The following is a 23,557-nucleotide window of genomic DNA, read 5'->3' on the forward strand; positions in this document are numbered from 1 at the left end:
GGGTTCGTCCTTATGGCTGTCTGGTCCAAGGACGACGCGGGTTCCTGCTCCCCACAGCCCTGCTGCAAAAATTTTTACCCTTTCGTGTCGACCGGCTATGAGGAGCGCGTGCATCGCAACACTGACCATGACGCCGTTTCGGGCGAAGGACTGACCGGGCTGCTTTCCGATCATCGGGAAGAGCTGTTGCGATTCGTGACGGCGCGTACCGGCGATCCGTCGCTGGCAGAGGATCTTTTGCAGGAATTGTGGCTCCGCTGTCACAAGGCCAGCCCGGTCGGTGTGGCCAATGCGCGCGCCTATCTGTTCCGCATGGCCAACAATCTGATCCTCGACTGGGTCAAGGGCGAACGACGCAGCCGCTCGCGCGATCATGGCTGGGCGGCCCTTCGCAATCGCGGCTGGACCGCCGACGGCGACAGCATCGATCCGCAAGCGGGGCCGGAGGAAGAACTGATCGAGCGCCAGCAGGAGGAGCAATTTGCCGCCGCTATCGCCGCCTTGCCGCCCGGCGCGGGGCGCGCTTTTCGCCTGCACAAGATCGACGGTCTGCCCCAGGCCGAAGTGGCCAGGCAAATGGGCATCAGCCGCAGCGGCGTCGAAAAACACATTGCCGCTGCAATGGCGCGGCTGAGAATTTTACTGGCGGGTGAGGAAGGGTGACCATGGTGGCGTCTATAATCATGATGCCCTTGCCGGTCTTGCCCTTGCCCCCCTGTGGGAGACGGACGTGGTGAACGAGGATATTCTTCTCGTCGCCGCGCACTGGCACCTGCAAAGCAGCGCGGACGATATGGACTGGACGGGTTTTACCGAGTGGCTGGAGGCCGACCCCGACCATCGCGTCGCCTATGATGCCATCGCGCTGGATGATGCGCTGCTTGACGACCTGCGCCCGCAGATTGCCCGGGCGCTGTCGCAGACGCCGCAGACCGATATCGTCGATATCAGCGAGGCCCGGCGGCGCAGGCGCTGGCTGCCCTGGGCAGGCGGAGCGGTCGGCACTGCCGTTGCCGCCGGTTTTGCGGCGGCGCTGCTGCTTCCCGGTACGCAGCCGTCGGCGCCGGACAGCCGTCAGGTTTCGGCCCCGGTCACGGGTATGCGCCAGATCGCCTTTGCAGGTGACGCGCATATGACGCTTGCCCGCGGCTCCAGCCTTGATCTGAGCGGCGCTGACCAGAGGGATCTGACCTTGCAGGGAACAGGATATTTTTCCGTGCCGCATCAGCCGGGACGCCAGATCGTCATTCATGCCGGGGAATTTCAGATCGTCGATCTGGGCACCCGTTTCGAAATCGCCAATACCAAAAACACCCTGCGCGTTGCCGTCGCCGAAGGGACGGTATCGCTGCGTTCTGCGAAACTGCCCGCACCGATGCAGATTAGCGCAGGCCATGCGGTCGTGGTGCTGAAAAAGCTCGGCACCGTTCAGCAGATGTCGGCGACCCCAGCGATGGTGGGCAGTTTCCGGAAGGGACAACTGGTGTACGAAGATATGCCGTTGCCAGTCGTCACGGCTGAATTGCACCGCTATAGCGGCAAGCGGATCGTGCTGGCTCCGGGGCTGGAACAGCGCCGGTTTTCCGGTGCATTGGCGGTCAACCACGGATCGGAATTGGTGACGGACCTTGCGAAACTCATGGATCTTCGGGTTTCGTCCCAGCAGAACATTATCCGCCTGTCTGCTGCTTCCGGCAATTAGCCTTGCCGCCGCTCCGGCGGCGGCGCGCGAAACGCGCTACAGGATCGATATCGCCGCGGGCCCGCTCAACGAAAGCATTGCGGCCTTTACCGCGCAGACCGGTGTTTCGGTGGGGATGAGCGGCCATGTGCCGACGCATGGCGTTCCCCGGTTGCGCGGAAAGATGACGGCCCATGAGGCGTTGAAACGCCTGTTGCATGATAGTGGTCTCAGGGCACGGCGCGTTGCCGCCAATGTCTATCGGCTGGAACCGGCGCCTCGCCGGAAAAGATGGGAACGCGAAAACTCCGCCGGACCTGCTCCGCCGATACCCGCCATCGCCGATATTATCGTAACCGGGCGGAAAGTTTCGGAATCGCTGTCCGATGTTCCGGCACCGCTCAGCGTGTTTCTGCCCGATCAGGTGCCCGCCATGGCACAGGACAGTGCAGGATCGGCGGCGGTCGCGGGGCAGGTTCCGGCTCTTTCCAGCACCAATGTGATGCCCGGCGGCAATCGGCTGTTCATCCGCGGCGTGGCCGACAGCCCCTTTGACGGTTTCAGCCAGTCGACAGTCGCCACGCAGATTGATGACGCCCGTGCCACCTATGATGCGCCTGACCCGGATTTGCGGCTGGTCGATGTCGATCGCGTCGAAATTCTGAAAGGGCCGCAGGGGCCGTTATACGGTACCGGTGCGCTGGGCGGGGTGTATCGTATCGTCACGAACCGGCCCGTGCTGGGTTCAACTGCTGCGCAGCTAAGCTCGCATACCGATCTGGCCTATGACGGACAGATCGGCGGCGGAGCGACGGGGATGATCAATCTTCCCCTCATCACCGACCGGCTGGCCGTTCGCGCAGTGGGATATGGCAGTTACCGGCCCGGCTGGATCGACGATCGCGGATTGCAGGACAACACCAACTGGTCGCGCACCACTGGCGGTCGGATCGCAATTCGCTACGCGCCGGTATCGGGGTGGACGCTGGACGGTATGGGCTGGCTGCAGACCGTGCGCACGGGGGACAGTCAGTATGTGACGGCGAATGCCGAAACGCTGTCGCGCACGGTACAGATACGCGAGCCCGGCAGGGCGCGGTTCGGCATGCTGTCGGCAACCCTGAACGGGCCAGTCGGCCGGCTGGACCTGACCGTGGCGACCAGCATCGACTGGCAGAATATCGCGCGAACCTATGACGCGTCCGATTCCGCCGACGCGCTGGACGCCACCGCGCCCCTGCGGTTTGACGATACCCGCCGGTATCAGGTGTTCGACCAGGAAATCCGGATCGCAAGCAATGTCCAGCGCAAGCTGCACTGGTTTGCCGGCTTGTCCTATCTTTCCGCCATTTCCTATGGGAAGGGCGTGCTGACCGATGCCGGTGGCATGGCCACTACGCTTGTCGATGTCCGTCGACAGTCGACCGAGATGGCGATTTTCGGTCAGGTGGGATTTCGGCTGCTCCCCAAATTATCCGTCGATATCGGCACGCGGCTGTTCCGTAACGATATCGAGGATGAGCGCGACCGTTCGACCGGCAAGCATGAGGTGAACCGGTTTACCGGTGTGTCGCCCAGTGTTTCGCTGGGATGGCATGCCTCGCCCGGGCTGCTCGTCTATTTCCGCTATGCCAGCGCCATTCGCCCCGGTGGCGTTGCGCTGGGCGGGGATATGACCCAGCGTTTCGACGCCGATCAACTGGCGAATTTCGACCTTGGCCTGCGCCTGCAAAGTCCGTCGGGAAAACTGTCGGTCGATGCCGCCGCGTTCCGGTCGTCCTGGACCGATATCCAGTCCGACTATCTGCTCGATACCGGGCTGATCGCCACCCGGAATGTGGGGGATGCCCATGCCCTTGGTCTCGACCTCAATGTCGCCTGGGTGCCGCTGTCGGGCTGGAAGCTGGTGACGGCGCTGTCCGTGCAGCATGCGCGGCTGTGGCGCACCGCCGATGGTGTCCGGCTTTCCACGGATCGCCGGATTCCGGTGGTGCCGGACGTGTCGGGAAGCGTGAAGCTGGACCATGATTTCAGCCTCGGCACCTGGCGCGCCGATATTGCCGGATCGGTCCGCTATATCGGGCCGACGCGGCTGAGCTTCGATCCGGGGCTGGACCGGCGAACGCCGGGATATGCGCTGACCGGGGTGGAGGCGCATATGGCACGGGGGCCGATAGAATTCGGGCTTTCGGTGGACAATGCCGCCAATATTCGCGCCGACAGCTTTGCCTTCGGCAACCCCTTCTCCATCCGCGAAACGCAGCAATATACGCCGCTTCGCCCACGCACCATCACCCTCTCGGCGCGCTATAGTTTTTAGGTTTTGAACTAGGCCGTAAACCCATAAACGGCACCGTCGAGGCGTCCAAATGGCAAACAGATCGGGCTGAACGACGCGTGGTAAAGGCTCTTTGCCTTTGCAAGCGTCGTTCGGTTCGAGATGGAAGCCATTTGGGCGTCCCTGCGGGATTTGGTCAAAATGGCCCGGTGCGGCGTCGAAAATTCTGGAAATATTGACATATTCCTGCGCCTTTCCTCCTTGCACCACGCCATTTTGACTCAAACCGCGATGGTGCCCTTTATGGGTTTACGGCCTAAAAAGGCCTCCCTGCGCCGATTGATCGACGCAGGGAGGAAAGGGGATCGTCAGAATTCGTAGCGCAGATCGACCATGATCTGACGCGGCGGGGTAAAATAGAGCAGGTCATACTGACCATAGCCGCTCTGGAAACCATTGGCGTCCGTCGGAGCACCCGAAGTGTCCGCCTTGATTTTCGAAATGGTGCGTTCATTGAACAGATTGTCGATGTTCAGTCCGACGCGCACATGCCGCCCGATATCCTTGTTAATCGCGAAATCGGAAATCCAGTAGGGCGAGATGCCATAAAGGCGGCGGCTGGGATCGCCGTTATAGTCGGTGGCATAGCTGATCCCGGTATATTTCGCCGTCCACGAAATGTTCAGGCCGCGATGCGAATAGAGTGCGCCCAGACCGGCGGTGCCGCGCGGCGCGTTCTTCATCTGCGTGCCCGTAGAAGGGTCGATTGCATCGTTGATCGACCCGTTGACGAACAGGGTCAGGCCTGTGGTCGCCAGCACGTTGAGCTGACCTTCGATCCCCTTAAAGTGGATCGTACCCGCGTTATACTGCTCGTTCTTTGGACAGGTCGATCCGTCGCAACTGACGATCAGGTTGTTAACGTCGATCTTGTAGATGTCGGCGTCGACCGAAAAACGCTCGCCATGATAGACCGTGCCGAATTGATAGTTGGTGGTGGTCATCGGCTTCAGCGTGCCAAGCGCGGTGCCGAGATTGGGATCGTTGACATAGAAGGATGACAGGTCGGGGACGTAGAAGCCCTGCGCATACTGGAAATAGAAGGACCAGTTCTTCGCGGCCATATAGTTGGCGGTCAGGAACGGCAGCGTCTTCGTCCAGGTGTGTTCCAGATAGAGCGGCGTGCGCGACTTCTGGTTGACCGGGGCGTCGATGCTGCGGGTAAAATGGACATATTTCACACCCGGCGTGATCGAGAGGCTTTCAATCGGCTTATATTCGAACTCGGAAAATAGCTGAAACTGGTTCCAGTCGGAGCCCTGATCATATTTGCGGTCGGCAATATCGGCGGGTGAGGAGGAATTGATCTTCTGATCGTAATTGGGCTGGCCCGTCACCCAGTCGATATCATGGGTATAGCGATCACTGTTCGATTTCTCATACCAGCCGCCGACGCGCCAGCGCCCCTTTGAGAAGGTGTAATCGACCTGACCGATATAGCCCCAGGTGCGGTATTTGTTGAGCTTGTGATAGCCGGGAATGCCGGGCACCGCATTCTTTGCCACCGCGTCGGCAGGGCTGAGATAGACCGTGTTCGGCGTGCCGACCGTGCCGAAGCCGTCCAGGCCGGAATTGGTGTGGTTCGTGTAGCCGTACATGTAGAGGCGGTTGTCCATTGAGAACCCGCCGCCCAGGTCGGACTGAAGCCGGATATATTCGAAATCGGTTTTCTTGTCGGTCCGGTTGAACTTGTAATAATTCTGCGCCAGCGGATCGGACGGAGTCGGCACATCGGGGCCGCTCAGACCGTAATCCATACCATACATGCCGACCAGCGAGTTGGGATTGCAGTTGCGGCCCGTCAGCTTGGTGATCGGCGCATAGCCGGTGGGCGAACTGGCGTCCGGCGGGCTGCCGCACCACACGCCGTCATTATCCTGCTGATAATAGCGGATCTGCGTATAGGTCGCCAACACGGTCAGCGTGTTTGCGGTGCCGATCGGCACCACGCCCTTTGCCATGATATTGCGCAGCAGCGTGCCTTCCCAGCTCATCGCGCCGTCGGAACGGGTATAGTTGCCGGTGACGAGGAATTTGGCACCGCCCAGGCTGTCGATCTGGCCGGTCTGAAGTTCCGCCCGCGCCAGCCAGGTATTGAACGATCCGCCCGCAGCCTCGATCTGGCCGCCGGCCTTGTCGGATACTTCACGCGAATAGAGGTTGACGTCGCCGCCGAACGTCGCCTGACCAAGCTGGCTGGCATTGCCGGGGCCGCGATCGACGACGACCGTGCCGACCGTGTTGGACGGGAAGAAGCTGAGTGAGTGATGGGTCGGATCGTTGGTGTCATTGAACGGGATACTGTCATAGGTCATGCCGAACTGACCGTCCTTGAACCCGCGGATCGACAGTTTGGATTCCTGAAGTCCGGTGCCGTTGCCCGTGCCGGTCAGCGTAACGCCCGGCGTGATCGCCGCGATCTTGGTAAAGTCCGCGACCGGCGTCAGAACCCGGTCGATATAGCTGTGGTTGATCGCCGATTGCGGCTGGGTGGTGGTCAGCGATGCGGTGGGAACCGACTCGGCAAGCAGCGATCCGGTGACGATGATGTCGGAGGATGTCAGCGACTGTCTGTCATTTGCCTGACCGGACTGGCTGGCGGTGCTGGTCTGCGTCGCATCCGATGCCGCAACGGCGCCCGGTGCAGCAGTGGTGACGACGGGCGTCGAGGCAGTATCGGTGGCGGCATGGGCTGTACCGGCCATGACAAGCGCACTTCCCGCAACACAACTGAGCAGGACGGGTTTCAACAACGTCATGATATTTCCCTTTTCCCTTTGATTTTATAGTAGATATTCGGTTCAAAATTGCGGGCTGCCGGACAGCGCGGATCGGCGATTGAAATGCGCAGGACGCAACCATCCATGCCGCGGCACATGCCGAAGCGGCGAAATGCGTTGCTGATGTCATTTCTCCCTTCCGACGTGCTGCAACAGCGTCGTTGCGGTGCGCCTATGGAGCGGGCGTGACAGCTTTGTGACGAACCGGCGGATCGGGCAAAGGTTACAAAATTAGAATGTTCAGCGGCGTTTCGTTTTGGCCAGAAGCCGGGCAAGAGCTGCGACCGGGATGATGATATTCATCCCGGCCGGTTGGATCGGGTTGTTTGCCCCGAACATTTCAAATGCTTTTTCACAACTGCTCAGGAGTGAGTCGATGCGCAAATGGCATCGTATGATGGCCCCTGTTTTCGCATTTTTTGCCCTGACGATCGCCTGTACCGGTCTGGGCATTCAGATCATGGAAATCCTCAACCGCCCTCCCGCCCATGCACAGCCGCATGCGGGCAATGACAGCGGCAACTCGCCCGCCTCTTCTAAGCATGAAAAGCGTACGGAACTGGGCAAATGGGGACACTGGCTCAAACAGGTGCATTCGGGCGAGGCATTCGGCCCGGTCGGCGTGGCGATCAGCATTGCTTCCGGCCTGGCGCTGATCTTCTTCGCGGCCTCGGGCTTCTGGATGTACCTGTCCATGGCGTTTAGGCGTGCATCAAACCGCCGCAGACGGGGGCGGTCGCGACCGCCGGCCTGATCATTCGCCGACCGGCCAGCGGAAGGTGGACATCGACGATCAGGCCGGGGCGGTTGTCGCCCAGCGTGACGATGCCGCCATGCAGCCGTGCAATCGCATCGACCAGCGCCAGCCCAAGCCCGTTGCCCGCCCGCGAGCGGCTGGTGTCCAGCCGGACGAAACGCTGAAGCACCTTTTCACGGTCGGCCGCCGCTATTCCCCCGCCGGAGTCCGCGACGCGGATGCGGATCATCTCGCTTTTAACAGGGCGAAGGATACTGACCGTAACCTCTGCGCGCGCGCCCGCGTGACAGGCGGCATTTTCGAGAAGGTTGACGAGCAACTGGCTGAGCAGGTCGCGATCGGCGCAAATGCTCGCATCTGTCATGGCGCCGCAGCGAAGGTGCAGTCCGGCATCTTCCAGTACCGGCTGCATATATTCCACTGTTTCCCCGACAAATTCCGGCAGATACAGCGCATCGAATGCGATCGACCGCCGTCCTGCCTCAATTTCCGACAGGCGAAGCAGCGAACTGAACAGACGCAGGATATCGTCGCATTCCTGTAACGCGATTTCGGTCAGCGCATGACGGCGTTCGGGCCGGCAGTGGTCGTCGGCGCAGGCCTCCAGCGTTCCGCGCAACCGGGTGATCGGCGTGCGCAGGTCATGCGCGATATCGGTGGATATCTGGCGCATCCGCTGCATCAGCGCTTCGATCCGGTCGAGCATATGATTGAAGCTGCGCGCCTGGTCAGCGAACATGCCGTCGAGCGGGTCGACGGGCACGCGCAGGGACAGATTGCCCGCCATGATCGCATCGGCTGTCCTGCGTGTTGTGTCCAGTCGGGCCGCGATAAAGCGACTGAGAGCGATACTGACCGCGATCCCGCCGAAAATCGCCACTCCGAGCATCGCGAGGAACATCGGCCAGACGATCTTGCCCATATTCTCGACCAGCTCGCTTTCCGCAACGATGTCGAGCCTGCCACCGTCGGAAAGAGGCACGGTAACCGCGCGCCCGCTGCGCAGATGATGGCCGCGCATTTCCTCGAACTCGACCGGGCCGGCGGTCGTTCCGCTGCCGATAAGTTGCGTGACGGTGCCTGCAATCTGCGTGCCGTGCGGATCGATCAGGCGGTGGCCGACCTGGCTGATCGTCCGGCCGGTTTCGCGCGCATCGATGCGGGCACGAATATCGTCAAGCGTCGGCGCTCGCCCGCTGGCCATGGGCTTCAACAGTTTAGCTTCGCGTTTGTACAGTGAATGGTCGACCTGAGCATTCAGCCGGTTTTCGGTCACCATGAAGGCAAGTACACCCAGCACCATCAGCACCAGTGCAAGCGCAAGGCCGAACAGCGGGACAATAGCGCGAAGTCCGAAACGCATCGGCAGGGCGCGCAGCACCGCCTTCATGCAAGCGCGCTGTGCAGCACGTATCCCGACCCGCGCACGGTTTCGATGGGGTCGGTATCGCCGAACTCGGTCAGCTTGGTGCGCAGGCGGCTGATATTGCTCTGGACGATATTGGTGCCGGGTTCGAAACTGTATCCCCATACACGTTCGAGCAGCATTCGCCGGGTCACAACCTGATCGCAATGCTGCATCAGTTCGATGAGCAGGCCGAATTCCTTCTTGTTGAGGTATAGCGCATGTCCGTTGCGACTGGCCTTGTGATGGGTGGCGAATACCTCGATAGCGCCGATGGCCCATACCCCTGCCGGATCGGTGCGACCGGTTCGGCGCACGACTGCATTCAGTCGCGCATTCAGTTCCAGCATGTCGAACGGCTTGACCAGATAGTCGTCGGCCCCGGCCTCGATCCCTTCGATTCGCGAGGCAGTGTCCCCCAGCGCGCTGAGGATCAAAGTCGGGGGGTAGTCATGCGTGCGACGGATATGATGCAACACTTCTATACCGTCGATACCGGGAAGCATGCGGTCGAGTATCACCGCGTCGAACCGATGTTCGGACAGCGTGACGACGGCATCTTCGCCGTTGGAGGCAGTAACGGTGTGATGGCCATGGCTGCTCAGTCCTGAAACGAGCAGACCGGCAATGGCGGCATCGTCCTCGATCACAAGCAGCTTCATAAGCGCGTTGCGATAAGGGCGTCCTGTGACCGATTGATGACTCTGCGCGCGCGAATATCCGCATCCGAAGGATGGGACACAACCACGTTTCCCTGAAAATGAAAGCGTTCGATCGGCGCCTTGCCCCGACCCATATCCCGAATCCGGGGGAACAGTCCGCCTCGCTGTTCTGCGCTGATTGCATGAGGTGGCTCCCCGGGCCGGATTCGAACCAGCGACCGATCGGTTAACAGCCGATTGCTCTACCACTGAGCTACCGGGGAATGCCGGGTTTCGGGCTTTGGTCGCGCCCCTGTGGGGCGGCTGGCTCCCTGAGTAGGATTCGAACCTACGGCCGCTCGATTAACAGTCGAGAGCTCTACCGCTGAGCTATCAGGGAACAAAGCCGTGCGCGGCTCTATACCGACGTTGTTTGGCTATGCAAGCCCTCAGGCGATAAACTGTTCCATCGTAATGCGATCGTCGAGCGCATGTTCGGGGTCGAACAGCAGGGTAAGGGTGCGCATCCGGTCCAGCGCGATGTCGATTCGCGATACTTCGCGCAGTTCGCGCTGATCGGCGACGGCGCTGACCGGGCGTTTCTCAGCCTCCAGCACGCGAATGCCGATTTCCGCGCGTTCGGGCAGGATTGCACCGCGCCAGCGCCGGGGACGGAAGGGGCTGATCGGCGTCAGCGCCAGCAGCGACGATCCCAGCGGCAGGATCGGACCGTTGGCAGAAAGATTATAGGCGGTCGATCCGGCCGGCGTTGCGACCAGCGCCCCGTCGCACACCAGTTCAGGCATGACGACATGGCCGTTGACGGTAATTTCCAGCTTTGCCGTCTGGCGTGTCTCGCGCAGCAGAGAGACTTCGTTGATCGCGGGCAGAACATGCGTCTTTCCGTCCACACCACGCGCAGTCATCTGTAACGGGGTCACACGAAAGCTGCGCGCGCGTTCGAGACGCTCGACCAGTCCCTCGGGACGCCATTCGTTCATCAGGAACCCGATAGTGCCGAGATTCATGCCGAATACCGGCAGGATGCGCCGCCGTTCCAGCATGCCGTGCAGGGTTTGCAGCATGAACCCGTCGCCGCCCAGCGCGACGACCATATCGGCGTCTTCCATCGGAACCCAGTCATGGGCATCGCGCAGTTCCTGCGCCGCGATCTGAGCGGAATGGGTAGGCGAGGCGACGAGCGCGCGCCGGGCGGTATCGCTCATCCGCCGGTCACACTCATATGCCGGGATACGGCGGGGGCCGCATCGCGCTCGATACGAAAATCGTGGCGTGCGGGTTTGCGCAGCATGGCCATGTCGATGGCGTCATCCAGCGCCTCTCCACCCGCGCGATAGGCGGCTTTCAGGTCGACCTGATCCTCATGCCCCAAACACATGAACAGCTTTCCCTCCGTGGTCAGGCGAACGCGGTTGCACCCGTCGCAGAAGTTCGCGGTGAGCGGGGAGATCAGCCCGAGCCGCGTATCGCTGTCCGCCAGTTTCCAGTAGCGCGCAGGCCCACCGGTGCGATGATCGGCGCGTGTCAGCGTGAACTGCGATTGCAGACCGTCCAGCACCTGAGTGAGCGGCAGGAAGCGATCGACCCGATCCTCGTCAATCGCGCCCAGGGGCATGGTTTCAATCAGCGTCAGGTCGAATCCGTTATCCGCACACCAGCGCAGCATCGGCGCGATGTCATCCGCGTTCAGTCCCTTGAGCGCGACCATATTGATCTTGACCGCCAGCCCCGCGTCGCGCGCGGCAAAGATGCCGCTCATCACGCGGTTGATATCGCCATGGCGGGTGATGAAGCGGAAGCGTTCAGGGTTCAGCGTGTCGAGGCTGACATTGATCCGCCGCATCCCGGCATCGAACAGGGAATGCGCGTGATCGGCCAGCCGGTTGGCATTGGTCGTCATCGTCAGTTCGTCTAGGCCGTTGCCCAGATGACTTCCCAGCCAGCGGCACAGTTCGACCACATCGCGGCGCACCAGCGGCTCGCCGCCGGTCAGCCGGATCTTACGCACACCGCGTTCGATGAAGCGTTCGGCGATTGCCGCGATTTCCTCAAGCGTCAGCAGCCGGTCACGCGGCAGGAACGTCATATGTTCCGCCATGCAATACCGGCATCGCAAATCACACCGATCGGTAACCGATATGCGCAGATACTCGATTCGCCGGCCGTGGCTGTCGATCATGGGCGGGGCGCTTGCCATGCCTGAACAGCTAGGCGTTCGGGCGGGCAGGCACAAGATATTGGGGCGATTAGTCTCAGAGTCTGTTTGGAAAATTCGGTGCCACGTCCGAAAGTCGCCGACCCGCTACTTTCAAAACAGACTCTAACCAATTCGAAACAGACTCTGACCAAGAAGATTGGCGCGCGGCACCGGCTGCGCTAGTCAGACAGATATGGACGGGAAACGGGGGATCGATTGAAGGCTGGCGCGGGCGCTCCGATCCTCATCCTGTCCTTTCGACAGCGTGACGAACTGGCGACATCGCTTGCCGATGCCGGCTGGCGGGTGATTGCCGCGCGGCGTGCCGACGGGATTGAGCGGCGCTGGCTGGCAAGCGGTGCGGGTGTGGCGATCGTCGATGCGCGGGGCGCGCTGGAGGAAGGCCTTGCCGCGACCGAGGCGCTGAGCGGGCCGGTGGCATCGCGCGGCGGTGCGCTGGTCGTGCTGGTATCGCAATCCATGCTGGACCGGTTAAGCGATTTCCTGTCGGCAGGGGCCACGCATTTTCTTGCCAGTCCGCTGGGCAAGGCTGAACTGATCCACGGCATTCGGTTTGCCGAGGCGGCGGTCCGCCCGCCCGAAGACCTTGTCGAACTTCTGCCACAGGAAGCAGCGGAGACGCTGGGCTGGCGGTACAATGCACAATCCGGAAAGGTGCAGTTGACGCCTGCGCTGGCGGTATTGCTGGAAATGCCCGAAGATACGATGGCGAGTACCCTGTTGCGACAATTGCCGGCTGCCGAACGCCGCGCGGCGTTTCTGGCGCTGCGACGGTTGAGCAAGACGACGCCCACCACCGCGTTCGCCCATGCCCTGCCGCCGCACGGGCGGATGGTGCAGCACCTCCAACTCGGCGAAGGGCGCTGGCGCCTGCACGCGCTGGTCGAGCCGCTGGGCAGGATCAGCGATGCCGGTGCGGTGGTGCGCGATGCGCTGGCCGGGGTGCGCGATGCCCATGGGGCAAGGCGCTGGCTGGCCGAACATCTGGAAGACACGGAGACGGATACAAGTGCGATTCTGATCGGTCTGTCGCGCTTCGGTGTCGTCAATACCGCCTATGGCCGGGCCGCGGGCGATGCATTGTTACGTCAGGTTTCCCGGCGACTGGAAGAAGTGGCGCATGCCGCACTGGGGCGCGATGTGCTGGTTGCACGGATCGGGGGATCGGATTTCCTGATCGCCGCAGCGGTTTCGCCGCCTCGCATCGCGCTCGCCGCTGACGAGGTGCAGGCTGCTCTGGCGCGTCCCTTCGCAGCGCAAGAGGGGGTGATGCCGCTGGGCGTCCGGATTGCGACGATTGCGGCGATGCCGGATGACGATGCAGCGCGTTTTCTGCGTCGTGGTGCGGAGGCTCTTGCCGATGCGCGCGACGGGCGGGTGTCGTCCACGGTTCAGGCACAGGATACAGTGCCGGTCGAACGGCTGGCGGAAGATTTGCGCAAGGCACTGGATCGCGGCGAGATCGAGGTACGCTTTCAGCCGCAGGTGGCGATTGCGACGAACAGCATCAGCGGGGTGGAAGCGCTGGCGCGGTGGCGACATCCGCAATTCGGTGAACTGGGTGCGGAGACGCTGTTCGCTGCCGCCGACCGCGCCGGGCTGGGCATTGCCCTGTCGGATCGCGTGCAACAGGTGGCGCTGGCTGGTGCCGCTGCATGGCCGAAGGCATTGTCGAAGCTGCGCCTGTCGATCAACATCACGGCGGAAGACGCAGCGCGGCCCGGCTTTGCCGACCTGTTGCTCGACCGGATCGACAGCAGCGGCTTCCCGCGTTCGCGGCTGACGATCGAAATTACCGAATCCGGGTTGATCGAGGATCTGGCCGATGCTGCGCGGCTGCTTTCAGAGCTGCGCTATGCCGGATGCCGGGTGGCGATCGACGATTTCGGCACCGGCTATTCCAGCCTTGCCTATCTGAAGGCGCTGCCGCTCGACTATCTGAAGATCGACCGCCAGTTGAGTCAGGACATTACCGGCAGCACGCGCGACCGGGTGGTGGTGCGCGGCGTAATCGACATGGCGCGCTCGCTGGGCCTGACGGTGATTGCCGAGGGGGTGGAGACCCCCGAACAGCTTGAACTGCTCGCCAAGGAAGGGTGCCAGCTCTATCAGGGGTTCCTGTGCGCAGAACCGCTGGAGACCCCGGCGCTGGCCGAACTGGTGGCGCGGCATGGCTGACCCGAAGGATGTCACCGGCGTCTGGTACGGGCGCTGGACGAGCGGCAGCGGCAATGTCCTGCCCAACCGGTTCATCGCACTGCTTTCCGAAAGTGCCGGCATCGTTTCCGGTTTGATCAGCGAGCCGGACCTGTACGATACCGCCGGGACTCTTCACGCGATCGTGCATGGCAGCCGCAATGGCGCGGCGCTGGCCTTTACCAAGCAATATGACGGCAGCGGCAGGCTCGCCCATGCCGTCGCCTATCGCGGTACGGTGAGCGGCGACGGGACGGAAGTCAGCGGCGAATGGGCGCTGACCCGCCATAGCGGGGCGTTCGTGATGACGCGGGAGGTTTTCACCGCCGATGAACTGGAAGAGGCGGAAGAAGTCGAACTGACGGTTCCGCTGGGAGAAACAAGATGATGCGAATGGTGATGGCGGTGCTGGCGCTGATGACGCTGGCGGTTCCCGCGGGTGCTCGTGAAGTTTCAGCGCGCGTGCCGGTGCTGGCGGCGTTGCAGGCGTCGGCCGATGCCTGGAACCGGGGCGATCTGGACGGTTTTCTGTCGGTCTATTCCGACGGGGCGGGAACGACCTTTACCGGCAAGAACGGCGTGGTGCGCGGCAAGGCGGCGATCCGCAAACGCTATATCCTCAGCTATTCCGCCGTGTTCGGGCCGAATGCGAAGGGCAGGCCCCAGCGACTGTGGTTCACGCCAAAGGATTTCCGCATGCTGGGCAATGCCCACGCGCTGCTGATCGCGCAATGGCATCTGGATGCGCGCAACGGGGTTCCTGCCCTGTCTGGGATGACCAGTCTGGTGTTCGCCCATGAAAAAGCGGGGTGGAAGATCATCGCCGACCACAGCGATTAGAACAAACCGCTGTATATTGCCGATGGTCTGCGCGCGAAGCTGAACGAAACCGCTGCGATTGCGACAATTGGCGACAGTTTTGTACGATCGCCGGGACATGGCGGTTACAGACGAATCCTATTCTCTTTCACAGGCCGGAAAGACCCGGTCGCAATGAAGGAGAACGCCCATGAACAGGATCACCATGCTCGTCGCCGGGTTGGGTATCGCCGGTGCGGCCCTGCCCGCGACCGCGAGTGCCGCCACCTATGGCAGCGTCAACCGCCAGCAGGCCAATATTCAACAGCGGATCAGCTATAACGCCCATCGCGGAATGCTGACCACGCGTGAAGCCCGCAACCTGCGGCTGCAACTGAAGCAGATCGAGCGGCTGGAATATCGCTATCGCATCAGCGGTCATCGTCTGACCGGCGGCGAACTGCGCGACCTTAATCGCAGGCTCGACCGTCTGTCGCAGCAGGTCAATCGCCAGTCGCACGATCGCCAGGTGAAAGCGCGCTATGACCGTGGGCACGACCATGATCGCGGCCATCAGTATCGCCGCTAAGCGCGGGTAGATAGTATGACTGAAGCGGGTGGTGCCGGAAGGGCCGCCCGCTTTTGTTTGGCGTCATTCCTCGCCTGCAAGGGAGGGCTTCAGCGGCTTGCCCGAATCCTTCCACTTGTCGAGCACCTGCGATTGCGGGAGGCCGGAGCCGTCGGCGGCGGGGCTGATCGGCGTGCCGCTGTCGCGATAGGCGGCGGTGATGCTGCTGCTTGCGGTAACTGCTTTGGTCATCGCGGATTTTGAAGGTGTCGTGCTCGCTGAAGGAGCGGGGACAAGGGCAGTGGGGACGGGCGGCGCGGGGCTGGTGACGCTTGCGACCTGCACCTCCGGCGTCCCGATGCGCGGATGTGGGCCGGGAACCGGCTCGCCCCCGGCATAGCGTTCGTCGAATGCGGCCGCCGTGCCCCACCAGCCTTTCCAGCGATGGAAGAAATGCGCGCCGAATACGCCCGTCATTACCAGCGTCTTTGCCCAGGCGGGGCGTACAGCATAGGTGTGGTAATGGGTGGCAAGGCCCACCGGCTTGAACACGAACCCGGCCAGCGCCGCGGCGGCAACCTTTTGCGCGCGGTCCCAATATTTGCGCTCGGGCGTGCGGGCGAGTGAGCCGTCGCAGGCGAAGCTGAACTGGCATACCGTATTCTGTGACCCCTGATACACGACGCCGCACACGGTGCGCGGGAAGGCCGGGTGGCGGACGCGGTTGAGGATCACCTGCGCAATCGCCTCCTGCCCGTCGGTGGGTTCGCGCGCGCCCTCATAATAAATGGCGGTGGTCAGGCATTGCAGCGCGCGGGCATAGTCGGTCGGCGTGCCTGCCATCAGGAACGGTCTGGCGGGTGTGATCGTGTCATCCGGCGTATCGATGTCGAGGGCGGCGGGTACCGGCTGGTCGGGCAGCTCGGTCGTGCCGGTTACACCCGGCGCAGGAGCGGCATCGTCATCGGCGACGTAGAAATAGAGCGCGCCGGGAAAATGATCCTCCGCCTCATAGCCTTTGGGCATTGCGGGCGGGGGCGCAGGCGGCGCGATCTGGTCGAGCGAGGCGCGTGCGGCATGGGCGGCAAAGCCGAGCAGCAGCAGCGACGCGATGATTGCCGCCAGCTGCTTATGCCATGTCCAATGTGCGAACCGCCGCCATTCCATGTCGGCGATATAGTCGATTCAAGCGGCCCGCGCGCCTGCCCGATTTCGTCTGTCCCGCGACGAAACACTTTGACCTGTCGTCAAGCATTTCGCCGCGGGAAATCGAGGGCCTTCCCCTATTTCAGGGTCGGCGAGTCCAGATCGAGCGAAGCGGCAGGAATGACCTCCACCTTCGGATATTCCTTTCGCAGCGAGTCGAGGAACTGCTTGGAATCGCCGACCACGATGATGCTGGCCTCATCGGGATTGAGCAGCTTTTCCGCCGCCTTTTGCACCTGCGCCGCGTCCACCGCCTGAACCGAGGGGATGAACCGCTTGATCTCATCCAGCGGCACGCCCTCGACGATATAGCTCGACAGGATACCGGCGATGCCCGAATTGGTTTCGGTCGAACGGCCATAGCTGCCGATCAGCGTCGCCTTGCGCGCGTCAAGTTCCTTGGTGCCGACCGGATCAGTACCCAGCTTTTCCATCTCGGTGCGGATCAGGCCGACCACTTCGGTCGCGGACGGGTTCTTGGTCTGCACCTTCGCCATGAACGGCCCGGTTTCAAGGCGTCCGTCGAGCGAGCTTCCCGCGCCATAGGACAGGCCGCGCTTGATGCGGATTTCGGTGTTCAGGCGCGATGAATAGCCGACGCCGAGTACGGAGTTGGCGACGATGGCCGGATAGTAATCGGGTGCCGAACGCTTCAGGCCCGGACGCCCGACGACCACGCCTGCCTGACCGGCGCCGGGCATGTCGACGACGATAACGCGTGGGGCGGGATAGGCGGCATTCGCATCGGGCGCGGTCGGGGTGGCAGCATCGGGCGACGCCTGCCAGTCGCCGAACAGCTTGTCGGCGAGCGCCCTGGCATCGTTCTCATTGATGTCACCGACCAGCACCAGCGAGGTGGTTTCCGGTTTCCACACCGATTGATACGCGCCCATCACATCGTCACGGGTCAGCGAAGTCAGCGATTTTGGAGTGCCGGACAACAGGTGGCCATAGGGCTTGGTGCCGAATACCGCGCGATTGGCGACAATGCCCGACAGGGCACCGGGGTTGCTGAGCGATACCTTCAGATTGCCCAGTTCCTTGGTGCGGGCGCGGTCGATTTCCGCCTGCGCAAAGGCCGGATTGCGGGCCACATCGGCAAGGATGTCGAGCGCAGGCGTTATCTGGTCGCCCTTGACCGTGATGGTCACACCCTGACCATCCCAGCTTGCGCCGCTGCTGATCGAGCCGCCCAGCGATTCGACCGCCTGTGCGATCTGCGTTGCGGAACGGGTCTTGGTGCCCTTGGTCATCAGGTCGGCGGTCAGGCTTTCCAGCCCCGCCTTGCCCGACGGGTCGAGCGCACCGCCGCCGCGCGTTTCGAGCACGGCGGTCACCAGCGGCAGTTCGGAGCGATGGACGACGACCAGTTGCATGCCGTTGTCGAGTTTCGTCACCACAGGCGTCGGCATCGCCACCTTGACCGGCGGGCCGACCGGCGGCAGCGGCTTGCGCTGATTGGGCGGCGCCAGTTCGACGACCGGGACATTGGGCGGCGTCACCAGCGGCTTGACCGCGATGGTTTTCGATACCGCGACGGTATCGCCGGTCGCGTCGGCGGGCTTGGCCGATTCCGGCAGGTAGAGCAGCGCCGCCGAGCGATTCTCGCCCAGATATTTCTGCGCCACGCGCTGCACATCGGCGGCCGTTACCTTCGCAATGGCGGCAAGCTGTTCGTCGGCGGCGTGCGGATTGCCGTCGATTACCACGGAAGAGGCAAGCGTCGATGCCTTGCCGTCGGCGGTTTCGCGGCCCTGGATACTGCCGGTCAGAATCTGGTTTTTGGCCTCGTTCAGTTCGGCGGCGCTCACCGGCTTGTCGCGCAGCGACGCGATCTGGGCACGCAGCGCGGCTTCACCCGCCTTCGCCGATTTGCCGGGTGCCATGATCGCGTAGACGCCCAGCGCACCGGTTCCCTTCTTGCTGTCCATGAAGGTGTCGGCGGCCTGTGCCAACTGGTCGCGATAGACGAGATTTTCATAGAGGCGCGAACTCTCGCCTGCCGACAGGACGGCGTTGAGCACCGACAGCGCCGGGGTATCGGCGCTGTCATCGGCGGGAATGGGGTAGCTGATCAGTACCGCGGGCAGCGGTACGTTCTTTTCATATACCGTGTAATGCGTTGCTTTCGTGCGCTCCGGTTCCGTGGTCGAAACCGTGGGAATCGGGCGATCCGGTCGTTTGATCGGCGCGAAATATTCATCGACCCATTTGTTCAGCTCTGCCGGATCGAAATTGCCCGCGACCACCAGCACCGCGTTGTCAGGACGATAATAGGTCGCATGAAAGGCACGGATATCGTCGATTGTCGCGGCGTCGAGATCGGCGATGCTGCCGATGCCGGGGCGGCCATAGGGACTGGTCTGAAACGAGATTTCCGGGAAATAGAGATAGAAGAGCTTGCCATAGGGCTGGGCCAGGACGCGGGTGCGCAATTCCTCTTTCACCACTTCGCGTTCGGACTTGAACACGGCCGGGTCGACGACCAGCGAGGACATACGATCTGCTTCGGCAAACAGAAGCTGTTGCAGATGGTTGGCCGGGATCACCTCATAATAGTTGGTGTAATCCTGGTTCGTGGAAGCGTTGTTATAGCCGCCGACATCGCCGGTCAGGCGATCCATCGATTCGGCTGGAAGATTGCGCGTCGCCTTGAACATCAGATGTTCGAACATGTGCGCAAAGCCAGACCGGCCCTTGGGATCGTCCTTCGATCCGACCTTGTACCAGACCTGTACCGATACGGTCGCGGTATTCGTGTCGCGAATGGCATAGACCTGCAGCCCGTTGGCGAGCGTGCGGTGCGTGAAATTCAGCGGTTTCACACCGTCGCCGGACGTCGCGGCGGCAGGAGCGGGCGCGGTTTGGGCGCTGGCGGTGAACGGAAGAAGGGCGGCGCCCACGAACAGGGCGGCACGACTCATACGCATTAGAAATTCCCCCACAGAATGATGACTGATTGTTCGGGGATAGCCTTCGGTGTGTCAACTGCTCATGACACTGCCGGATTTATCGCATCAGCGGTCCGGATCGTCCGAAATGCCCCGAAAGCAAACGAATATTTTACGGCCCGTTAACCTTGCATGGTTAGCGAATGGCAAGGTCGATATTTGGGGAAGGATTTCGCGGCGTGCGCATTCTGATAGTGGATGATGAACCGGCGATGCAGGAAAGCTATCGCCAGTGTTTTCGCACCGGGAATGATGGCGATGACGCTTCGGTGCTGTCCGATATGGCGGCCGAACTGTTCGGGGACGATGCCGGACAGGAAGAGGCCTCCGCAACGCAGCAGCCGGAATTCGACTGCACCTACAAGATGCAGGGGCTGGACGCCGTGGCGGCGGTACGTGCCGCGCTGGAGGCCGACAGCCCCTATGCGGTGGCGTTCATCGATGTGCGGATGCCGCCGGGGATCGACGGTAAGGAAACCGCAAAGCGTATCCGCGAACTCGACCCCGACATCAATCTGGTGATCGTCACCGGCTATTCCGATTTCTCCCCGCTTGATATTTCGCGCGCGGCAGGGCCCGCCGACAAGATTTTCTACATCGCCAAGCCGTTCGAGGTGGAAGAGGTGGTTCAGACCGCGACCGCGCTGACCCAGCGCTGGCAGGCGGATCGCGAGCTTGCCGCCGCGCGGGTGGCGCTCGCCGAAAAGGTGGAACTGCTTGAGGAACAGAAGCTGGAGCTTGCCGCCAATGAATCAAAGGCGATGCATCTGGCCAACCACGATACGCTGACCGATGCGCCCAACCGGCTGGCGTTTCAGCGCGCGCTGACCGAGCATGTGCGGGCGCAGCATTGTTTCGCGATGGGGATGATGGATCTGGACCGGTTCAAGCTGGTCAACGACACGTTCGGCCATCTGGCCGGTGATGAACTGATCCGCCTTGTCTATGGTTTGTTGCAGACCTGCCTTGGCGAGCGCGGCATGGTCGCGCGGCTGGGCGGTGACGAATTCGGTATTCTGGCGGAAGTCACCGGTGAGGACGATGCGGTGATGCTGTGCGAACGGCTGATCCGCGAAGTCTCTACGACTTTCAGGATTTTCGGACATTCGGTGCAGGGCAGTGCCTCGTTCGGCGTGCATGTCGTGGAGGCCCGGACCGAATCCGATCCCATTGACGTCATGCGTCGCGCCGACCTGGCGCTCAACGAAGCGAAGCGGGCAGGGCGCGGCGTCGTGCGCGTGTTCGATGAAAGCATGGACGAATCGATCCGCTTTCGGCGCCAGATCGAAGGCGGCCTGAGTCAGGCGATCGCCAGAGGCGAGCTGAAAATGGTGTTTCAGCCGATCTGTTCGCACAGCGATCTGGAAGTGACGGGGTTTGAGGCGCTGATGCGCTGGAACAGCCCTGAATACGGTCCGATCTCACCCGCGATGTTCATTCCCATTGCCGAGGAATCGAACCTGATCCACGAACTGGGCGACTGGGCGCTGGATGAAGCGCTGGCGATGCTGAACCAATGGCCGGGGCAATATGTTTCGGTCAATTTCTCGCCGCGCCAGTTCCGCCGCACCAATTTTGTCGGGCATGTCGTCGAACGCACGCAGCATGCCGGTGTTGAGCCGAACCGGTTGCAGATCGAAATTACCGAAACCGCGATTTTCGATAATGCCGAACGTGCCGCCGATACGCTGTATCGCCTGCGTCAGATGGGGTTCCGCATTGCGCTGGACGATTTCGGCACGGGCTATTCCAGCCTGTGGAATATCCGCCGTTTTGCGCTCGATTGTCTGAAGATCGACCGCAGCTTTATCGACGGCATGGGCCGCGAACGCGAATCCGCTGCGATCGTCCATTCGATCATCCATCTCGGCAAGGCGCTGGGGCTGGAGGTCGTGGCCGAGGGCGTGGAGACCGAAGCGCAGCTTCAGGCGCTGCGGGTGGCCGGGTGCAGTCATATGCAGGGCTATTTCCTGTCGCGCCCGGTCGATGCCGATGTCGCCACGCGGCTGGCGGAGCAACGCCACCTGATGCCGGTGGAGGAACCGGTGCCGGCAACCGTTTCGGACGAGGATACGCAGCCGGGTAACGGGACGCACGGATAATGGCTGACACCGGGCAGGCGATCCACCGCCCCATGCGTCTGGTCGCTGCGGACGGGTCGCTGGGGGGCAAGTTGCTGCTGATCCTGACCGGGGTCGGCCTGCTGGGCGCTGTCGCGATCACCGTATTGCTGGCCGCGGTCATCATGCCCAGCTTCGGCAAGCTGGAGCGGCAGACCGTCGACGGGCATATCGACCGCACGCATGTCGCGCTGAACGAATATGCGTCCAAGGTGGAAAGTTCGGTGCGCGACTATGGCGACTGGAATTCCAGCTATGCCTATATGGGCAAGCCCAGCCATGCGTTTGAGGTGGAGAGCTTCTCGACCCTGGCGCTGGTCAATCTCGGCGCCAACGGCATGGCTTATGTCCATAATGACGGCCGCATACAGATCGTGCGCTGGATCGGGCTCGACAGCCAGCGTGAAGAACCGGCGTTGCGACAGCGGTTTGTTAACGCCATCCACGCGCTGAATTTCAAAAAGGTGCTGGCCGGCAGTAATTCGGCTGCCTTCTACCTGAAACTGGGCGACGCGCTGGCCGCGGTCGGGGTGGCGCAGGTGCGCCGTAGCGACGGCAGCGGAACACCGCGCGGCTATGTCCTGATCGCGCGTCGAATGACCTCGGCACAGCTTTCCAAGCTGTTGCAGCTCAAGGCCGATATCGATGTAGCAAGCCCGGTCGCGGAAAATGAAGTGATCAGCCACAGCGATACGCTGGATATTGCCGTGCCGGTTGCCGGGCCGGACGGAGTTCCGGTCGCATCGGCGCGCTTCTCCGTACCGCGTACCCTGTCGATCCTGGGGCGCAATATGCTGCTGGTCGCGGTTGGCGGTACGATCCTGTTATTGGTCATCATGCTGACCTTGCTGCGGCGAATGATCGGACGGCTGGTGCTCGACCCGCTCAACAAGGTCGAACAGCATATGCAGATGGTGCGCGCATCCGGCACGCTGGGCATTCTGACCAGCATTGACCGGCGCGATGAAATCGGCAGCCTCGTCACCAGCTTCAACGCGATGCTGAGCCAGTTGAAGGATTTGCGCGAGCAGCTTGAGGTGCAGTCGTTCAAGCTGGGCAAGTCGGAAAGCGCGGTGGCGGTGATGCATAATGTCCGCAACGCGCTCAATCCCATCAGCACGATCCTCTCACACGGATCGGCGAAAACACCGGCGGTGGATCGCAAGATGCTCGACCGCGCGGTCGGAGAACTCGCGCGTGGAGACATCGATGAGGCGCGTCGCCAGAAACTGGCCACGTTCGTGACGGCTGCGCTCGACAAGGACGAAGCGCAGCGCGCCGACCGAGCCGAACAGATGGAGGTCGGTCGAGGCGCATTGCACAATGTGCTGGAGATTATCGGTAAGCAACAGGCGGATGCCCATGCGCGGCCGCAACTCGAAACCTGCGACATCACCGACATCATTGCCCAGAATGCGACGATTGCACGCTATTCGGGGGAGCATTCGATCGCGTTTCGCTTCCCGTCCAGGCCGCATTGGGTGCAGGCCAATCGCGTGCTGTTGAGTCAGGTGATCGGCAATCTGTTTTCCAATGCTGCCGAAGCGATTGCAGCATCCGACAGGGAAGGCGGAAGCATCAGCGTAAGCGTGACCGAGCGTGACGACGGCAAGGTGCAGATCGCCATTCAGGATGATGGAGAGGGCTTCGATCCCGGCAACACGCCGCAATTCTTCCAGCGCGGATTTTCGACGCGCGCACACAAATCGGGCGGGCTTGGCCTGCACTGGTGCGCCAATTCGATGGTTGCGATGGAGGGGGCGCTCGATCTGGAAAGCGAGGGCAAGGGGCTGGGCGCCTGCGCGATCCTGACGGTGAAAGCGGCACCTGCCGAAGCGCTGGCGGCAATGGGAATCGCTGCCTGACCGGCATTTTTG

General features: G+C 62.2%; 17 protein-coding genes and 2 tRNA genes. 10 read left to right on the plus strand and 9 right to left on the minus strand.

Annotated elements, in window-relative coordinates; all coding sequences use genetic code 11:
• The first annotated feature begins 108 nt into the window (after positions 1-108).
• From FHR23_RS15810 to FHR23_RS15820, 3 genes are read left to right on the plus strand one after another with little or no spacing between them, the layout of a single operon-like run.
• Complete coding sequence (locus FHR23_RS15810; protein ID WP_343043204.1) at positions 109-663, plus strand: RNA polymerase sigma factor; 555 nt, start codon at positions 109-111, stop codon at positions 661-663.
• A complete protein-coding gene (locus FHR23_RS16725) occupies positions 650-1,702 on the plus strand; it encodes a FecR domain-containing protein (RefSeq protein WP_184005938.1) in 1,053 nt (350 codons plus the stop codon). Before FHR23_RS15810 ends, FHR23_RS16725 begins: the two co-directional genes overlap by 14 nt.
• Entirely contained in the window at positions 1,629-4,001 is a 2,373-nt protein-coding gene (locus tag FHR23_RS15820) for a TonB-dependent receptor (RefSeq protein ID WP_184005940.1), read from the plus strand. The genes FHR23_RS16725 and FHR23_RS15820 overlap by 74 nt, the downstream gene beginning before the upstream one ends.
• A 326-nt stretch (positions 4,002-4,327) precedes the next feature.
• Here the strand turns inward: FHR23_RS15820 and FHR23_RS15825 are convergent, their stop codons facing one another.
• Complete coding sequence (locus FHR23_RS15825) at positions 4,328-6,778, minus strand: TonB-dependent receptor (RefSeq protein ID WP_184005941.1); 2,451 nt, start codon at positions 6,776-6,778, stop codon at positions 4,328-4,330.
• A 397-nt stretch (positions 6,779-7,175) separates the two neighbouring features.
• Here FHR23_RS15825 and FHR23_RS15830 point away from each other — a divergent pair, with 397 nt between their 5' ends.
• Positions 7,176-7,553: a PepSY domain-containing protein gene (locus FHR23_RS15830; RefSeq protein ID WP_184005943.1), complete on the plus strand. Its 378-nt coding sequence runs from the start codon at positions 7,176-7,178 to the stop codon at positions 7,551-7,553.
• Here FHR23_RS15830 and FHR23_RS15835 read toward each other — a convergent pair.
• The 6 genes from FHR23_RS15835 to moaA all read right to left on the minus strand — a co-directional run bounded on the left by FHR23_RS15835 (position 7,501) and on the right by moaA (position 11,802).
• Positions 7,501-8,946, minus strand: a complete 1,446-nt coding sequence (locus tag FHR23_RS15835) for a sensor histidine kinase (protein ID WP_184005945.1) — start codon at positions 8,944-8,946, stop codon at positions 7,501-7,503. The genes FHR23_RS15830 and FHR23_RS15835 overlap by 53 nt on opposite strands.
• Entirely contained in the window at positions 8,943-9,623 is a 681-nt protein-coding gene (locus tag FHR23_RS15840; protein WP_184005947.1) for a response regulator transcription factor, read from the minus strand. The genes FHR23_RS15835 and FHR23_RS15840 overlap by 4 nt, the downstream gene beginning before the upstream one ends.
• Before the next feature lie 188 nt (positions 9,624-9,811).
• Positions 9,812-9,886 (minus strand) — tRNA-Asn (locus FHR23_RS15845).
• 41 nt (positions 9,887-9,927) lie between these two features.
• Positions 9,928-10,002: transfer RNA gene (locus tag FHR23_RS15850), tRNA-Asn, on the minus strand.
• 49 nt (positions 10,003-10,051) lie between these two features.
• Positions 10,052-10,828, minus strand: coding sequence for an NAD kinase (locus FHR23_RS15855; protein ID WP_184005949.1), 777 nt, complete (start codon positions 10,826-10,828; stop codon positions 10,052-10,054).
• The gene (moaA, locus tag FHR23_RS15860) at positions 10,825-11,802 is read right to left on the minus strand and encodes a GTP 3',8-cyclase MoaA (protein WP_184005951.1); all 978 of its coding nucleotides are present in this window, start codon (positions 11,800-11,802) and stop codon (positions 10,825-10,827) included. The genes FHR23_RS15855 and moaA overlap by 4 nt, the downstream gene beginning before the upstream one ends.
• Positions 11,803-12,036: 234 nt before the next feature.
• Here moaA and FHR23_RS15865 point away from each other — a divergent pair, with 234 nt between their 5' ends.
• From FHR23_RS15865 to FHR23_RS15880, 4 genes are all read left to right on the plus strand, one after another.
• Positions 12,037-14,019: a putative bifunctional diguanylate cyclase/phosphodiesterase gene (locus tag FHR23_RS15865; RefSeq protein WP_221227589.1), complete on the plus strand. Its 1,983-nt coding sequence runs from the start codon at positions 12,037-12,039 to the stop codon at positions 14,017-14,019.
• Positions 14,012-14,425 carry a hypothetical protein gene (locus FHR23_RS15870; protein WP_184005953.1) on the plus strand — a complete coding sequence of 138 codons (414 nt, stop codon included), beginning with the start codon at positions 14,012-14,014 and terminating at the stop codon, positions 14,423-14,425. Before FHR23_RS15865 ends, FHR23_RS15870 begins: the two co-directional genes overlap by 8 nt.
• Positions 14,422-14,877 (plus strand): YybH family protein, encoded by a 456-nt coding sequence (locus tag FHR23_RS15875; protein ID WP_184005955.1) that lies wholly within the window; start codon positions 14,422-14,424, stop codon positions 14,875-14,877. Before FHR23_RS15870 ends, FHR23_RS15875 begins: the two co-directional genes overlap by 4 nt.
• 169 nt (positions 14,878-15,046) lie before the next feature.
• Positions 15,047-15,424 carry a hypothetical protein gene (locus FHR23_RS15880; protein ID WP_184005957.1) on the plus strand — a complete coding sequence of 126 codons (378 nt, stop codon included), beginning with the start codon at positions 15,047-15,049 and terminating at the stop codon, positions 15,422-15,424.
• 63 nt (positions 15,425-15,487) lie between these two features.
• Here the strand turns inward: FHR23_RS15880 and FHR23_RS15885 are convergent, their stop codons facing one another.
• Entirely contained in the window at positions 15,488-16,570 is a 1,083-nt protein-coding gene (locus FHR23_RS15885; RefSeq protein WP_184005959.1) for a cell wall hydrolase, read from the minus strand.
• Between the two features lie 116 nt (positions 16,571-16,686).
• Positions 16,687-19,539, minus strand: a complete 2,853-nt coding sequence (locus FHR23_RS15890; protein ID WP_184005961.1) for a M16 family metallopeptidase — start codon at positions 19,537-19,539, stop codon at positions 16,687-16,689.
• A 200-nt stretch (positions 19,540-19,739) separates the two neighbouring features.
• On the opposite strand from FHR23_RS15890, the gene FHR23_RS15895 reads away from it, so the two are divergent.
• Together FHR23_RS15895 and FHR23_RS15900 are read left to right on the plus strand one after the other, a co-directional pair.
• Positions 19,740-21,662 carry a putative bifunctional diguanylate cyclase/phosphodiesterase gene (locus tag FHR23_RS15895; RefSeq protein ID WP_343043206.1) on the plus strand — a complete coding sequence of 641 codons (1,923 nt, stop codon included), beginning with the start codon at positions 19,740-19,742 and terminating at the stop codon, positions 21,660-21,662.
• On the plus strand, positions 21,662-23,545 hold the full coding sequence (locus tag FHR23_RS15900) for a sensor histidine kinase (protein ID WP_246359956.1): 1,884 nt from the start codon (positions 21,662-21,664) through the stop codon (positions 23,543-23,545). The genes FHR23_RS15895 and FHR23_RS15900 overlap by 1 nt, the downstream gene beginning before the upstream one ends.
• Positions 23,546-23,557 lie beyond the last annotated feature (12 nt).

Origin of the sequence: Stakelama sediminis (genome assembly GCF_014199335.1) — a bacterium.
GTDB classification, from domain to species: domain Bacteria; phylum Pseudomonadota; class Alphaproteobacteria; order Sphingomonadales; family Sphingomonadaceae; genus Sphingomonas; species Sphingomonas sediminis.